Annotated in this window: 5 protein-coding genes and 1 pseudogene; 3 read left to right on the top strand and 3 right to left on the bottom strand. The window is 34.2% G+C overall.

The window, feature by feature from the left end; genetic code table 11:
- Positions 1-225: 225 nt before the first annotated feature.
- The 3 genes from OZD63_RS00850 to OZD63_RS00860 form a co-directional block, all read right to left on the bottom strand.
- Positions 226-804, bottom strand: a complete 579-nt coding sequence (locus OZD63_RS00850) for an RlmE family RNA methyltransferase (RefSeq protein ID WP_010962344.1) — start codon at positions 802-804, stop codon at positions 226-228.
- 76 nt (positions 805-880) lie between these two features.
- The gene (locus OZD63_RS00855) at positions 881-1456 is read right to left on the bottom strand and encodes a PopZ family protein (protein ID WP_010082598.1); all 576 of its coding nucleotides are present in this window, start codon (positions 1454-1456) and stop codon (positions 881-883) included.
- A gap of 19 nt (positions 1457-1475) precedes the next feature.
- A complete protein-coding gene (locus tag OZD63_RS00860; RefSeq protein ID WP_275007842.1) occupies positions 1476-2699 on the bottom strand; it encodes a TolC family protein in 1224 nt (407 codons plus the stop codon).
- 129 nt (positions 2700-2828) lie between these two features.
- On the opposite strand from OZD63_RS00860, the gene rplM reads away from it, so the two are divergent.
- The 3 genes and pseudogenes from rplM to OZD63_RS00875 all read left to right on the top strand — a co-directional run.
- Positions 2829-3287 carry a 50S ribosomal protein L13 gene (gene rplM / locus OZD63_RS00865; protein WP_275007843.1) on the top strand — a complete coding sequence of 153 codons (459 nt, stop codon included), beginning with the start codon at positions 2829-2831 and terminating at the stop codon, positions 3285-3287.
- Between the two features lie 10 nt (positions 3288-3297).
- Entirely contained in the window at positions 3298-3753 is a 456-nt protein-coding gene (gene rpsI, locus OZD63_RS00870) for a 30S ribosomal protein S9 (RefSeq protein ID WP_006279875.1), read from the top strand.
- Between the two features lie 96 nt (positions 3754-3849).
- Positions 3850-3984: pseudogene (locus OZD63_RS00875) on the top strand (IS5/IS1182 family transposase); the annotation flags it as partial.

Here is a 3984-nt window from a genome sequence, read left to right on the forward strand (position 1 = left end):
TCAGCTTATTTAGATAAAAATCCAGATGTAGATGAAGTTTTGTAAAGACATACAGTATCTACATACTGCAAAAAATTGAACATAAGACGCCGATACATTAAGTAATCCTTACCTTTTAATCTGCAGATTGGCGAAAGCAAATACAATAGCTTCGCTATCGTGATAAGGGGGCTGGCGAGGTTTGTCAAGCAAGTTTTTTGTTTCTGCGGACTACCTAGATTAATATTATATAGAAGGTTTGCTGCCAATAAAGCCTAAACTTACCAAATACATTTCTGTAGATTCAGATCTACTTGACTTTGGTTTAAAGTATTTTACTGTTTTAAACATTTTTTTTAGCTCGTTACAAAAATCTTTATCAGATTCTCCTTGGAAAATTTTTACTACAAACGTGCCACCATGGCTCAAGAAATGCTTCGCAAAATTGAGCGCTGCCTCACATAAAAGCATAATTCTGATATGATCCAACGATTTTAAACCACAAGATTCGGGCGCCATGTCAGATAAAATTACATCAAATTTTTGATCCTTGAATTTTTCTCTTAAAATTTCAAACTCATTGATAATATCACATTGTATAAACTCTACTCCATTAATTGCGTTCATTGGTTTTATGTCAAGAGCAACCACATTTGCACCTTTCTGAGATGCAACTTGTGACCATCCACCAGGAGAAGCACCAAGATCAATAATTTTTTGCCCTTCTTGGAATAATTTAAATTTGTTATCCATTTCTACTAGCTTATATGCTGAGCGTGACCTATAACCATCCTTGCTGGTTTTTTGCACATACTGATCATTCAAATGACGATGTAGCCACCTTGTTGAAGATAGTTTTCTGCCTCTAGCCGTCTTTACTCTAGTTTTTATTGCTAATACCCTACTTATTATTGATTATATCTTTAAGCTCTTTTTCAACTACTTCTTTTACCAGTGCATGTAGATATTTATTCAGCCATTCTGAGAGCTGAGGTTTTAAAAGAGATGTAACTAATTCTTCAACAGTAAGGTTCGCTTTTTTTTGTTGTTTATGCTGTAATTCGTTTTGCATTTTTCCAAGCAACGCTTTGATCTCTTCCATATTCTCTTTTAAAATTAGATGATCGTTATTTTGCGCTTGTAAGCCGCTATTACTCGCTTTGTTATTACTCATTTGGATATTATCGTACAAATAAATATCTTTTTTTTCTTCTGAATTGTAGCTATGGCCATTAAATTGGTTATTGTTGCAAGCCATTTCCTCACTTTGGTCATCATTATCAATGTCCTCTTTTTCATTATTTTCTTTTTTGCCATCTTCTTCTATTTCTTCTGGATACTCTTCCTCAAGGTATAGCACATCATCATTTTCATCCTTTATTTCTGCTTTATCGTTACTCGCGTTTTTACCCGATATAGCTTTTTTTATATCTTCTAGGATATCTTTTACAGACTGATTGCCTTGTTCATCATGCATAGTGCTAATACCATTAAATTTAGAGGTCTATACTATTTATCATAAAAAGCAAGTTGTAAACACTAATCACATAATTGCTTTTTGCTTCAACTAAGTCCGAACGTGCTTTAAATAATGCATCTTCAGTGTCCAAAAGGTCAGATGTACTCTTTAAATTTAAGTTTACTTCTTGCTCAACTCCTTCCAATGCTAGAGCTGCTGCTTTTTCCGCTTCTTGACTTGCTTTGATAATGGCCTTTGCTGTCAACACATTATTCCAAGCATTTACAACTGCTTGTTCTATATTTTTTACCGTTTCATAATAATCGTAGGTAGATTTTTTTGCACCCATTTTAGCTTTACTGAAACCAAAAGCATTAACTCCTCTCTTAAGGATTGGAACATCAAGAGTAAAAACTACATGAACATTTTCTAATAGTTTGTCTACCTTCATACCATCCTCCCCAAAAATTTTGCTTGCACTTAGATTTAAAGAAGGAAGCCACTTGGAGCTTTCAGCAATCACTTCCATTCCGGCTGCTCTTTTTTGATAAACTGCTGCTTTTAGAGATAAATTATTGGTTTTTGCTAACTGTAAACATTCACTTAGCTCTGGAACAGAAGGTAGTTTATCATTAGCTTCAGAAAGGTCATCAGCATCTTCGCCAATCAAATGATAATAAGCAATATTTACCAACTTTAATTTACCTTCAGCATCAACTCTTTCGGACATAGAAGACGAAAATTTTGCTTTTGCTAACAAAACTTCAGCATTGGTTACCTCTCCAAGGGAAAAGCGTTTTTTCATAGCTGACAAATGTTCCAAAGAAACGCGTTCTTTATGTTTTCTGAGCTTTAACATTTCTGTCTTTTGTAAAACATTAACATATGCTTTCACAGCATTAAGTGCAAGCTCTTGTTTTAATTGCTGAAATCGCATCTTTTCTGCTTTGAGAAGATGGCTTGATCGACTGAATGTGGCAAAGGTACCACCGCCATCGATTAATTTCTGGCGCAATGTAAGTTTTTTTTCAGATGTATCAAGATTAAAGTTACTATCGAAATTGTATTGCAAATTAATGTCAGGTAAAAATCCAGCTAACCCAGAAGATTTATAGTGTTTTTCTGCGCTTTTATATTGGTAAAATTGAGACTTTATTTTTGAGCTATTTTTGATGGCTTTGCTTATCACTTCTCCCACATCGGTTGCATAGCAACTTATAGTATTAAAAATGATCGCAAGTGTGATAATCAATCGAAACATTCTAATTCCTATGCATATTGGTTGCCCAGCTCAATTACTAACATAAATTGCTTTAATAATCAATAACTAATATTGTTGACACTATTGAGAAATTAAGTATATCATAGCTTACTATTGTTGGATCAAATAATGAAGACTTTTTTCTTAAAGGAGAAACAAATCAATAAAAAGTGGTTTGTCATAGATGCAGAAGGATTAGTGGTAGGGAGGCTTGCAGCATTTGTAGCGACACTATTACGTGGAAAGCATAAACCTGAGTATACACCTCATATGGATTGTGGCGATAATGTAATTATTATCAACGCAGAAAGGGTGCATTTCACCGGAAAGAAGCTTAAAGATAAAATTTACTATAAGCATACAGGTTATTCTGGTGGTTTGAAGAAAACTACTCCAGATAATATTTTAAATGGCAAATTTCCTGAGCGTGTAATAAAAATGGCAGTGAAAAGGATGCTTGATGATGGGCCTATGGCACGTAGACGCTTTGAAAATTTGTATGTTTGTTCTGGTTCAGAGCATAAGCATCAAGGACAGCAACCTGAAAAGATAGATTTTGCCTCTTTGAATCGTAAAAATAAAAAGTAATGGAGTAAAAATGAAGAGTTCTACAATAAATAACAATGATTGGTCAGAAAAGACAATTAAATCAGCGGTTGATTCGCTTGGTCGTTTATATGCTACAGGCCGAAGAAAAGAATCTGTAGCAAGGGTATGGATAAAGCCGGGGAGTGGAAAATTTAGTGTTAACAAAAAAGGCGATCTAATTTCTTATTTTAAAAGAGAGTCAGTGTGCCAAATAGTAAAAATGCCATTTGTTGCAACTTCCACATTGGATAAATACGATGTATTTGCAACTGTAAAAGGTGGAGGGCTATCTGGTCAAGCAGGTGCTCTAGCTCATGGAATAAGCAGAGCTTTAAGTAGTGTAAGCCAAGATTTGCATTCTATACTACGTAATGGTGAGTTCTTAACTAGAGATTCACGTGTTGTTGAACGTAAGAAATATGGTCAACATAAAGCTCGGAAAAAGTGTCAATTTTCTAAGAGATAGTTATTTTATAGGGGTGTTTTTTTGTAAGTATTAGAACCTGTTAAGGATCTCGAAAATATGAGGTAAAATAAGCATAGTTAAGAAAGAGGTATGTCCATGCAAAAAAGCTATCCAAGCGATATAAGTAAAGAACAATTTGAAAAAATTAGACCAATACTGGGGAGTAGCAGAAAGAAAACAAAACCAAGGAAACTTGATTTGTATGATGTATTTTGTGCAGTGCTATATGTC

This window comes from Wolbachia endosymbiont of Drosophila leontia (assembly GCF_028981785.1).
Lineage (GTDB): Bacteria > Pseudomonadota > Alphaproteobacteria > Rickettsiales > Anaplasmataceae > Wolbachia > Wolbachia pipientis.

Coding starts and splice junctions, on each gene's coding strand:
- OZD63_RS00855 (WP_010082598.1), bottom strand. CDS start 1,456: ATGCATGATGAACAAGGCAATCAGTCTGTAAAAGATATCCTAGAAGAT.
- OZD63_RS00860 (WP_275007842.1), bottom strand. CDS start 2,699: ATGTTTCGATTGATTATCACACTTGCGATCATTTTTAATACTATAAGT.
- rplM (WP_275007843.1), top strand. CDS start 2,829: ATGAAGACTTTTTTCTTAAAGGAGAAACAAATCAATAAAAAGTGGTTT.
- rpsI (WP_006279875.1), top strand. CDS start 3,298: ATGAAGAGTTCTACAATAAATAACAATGATTGGTCAGAAAAGACAATT.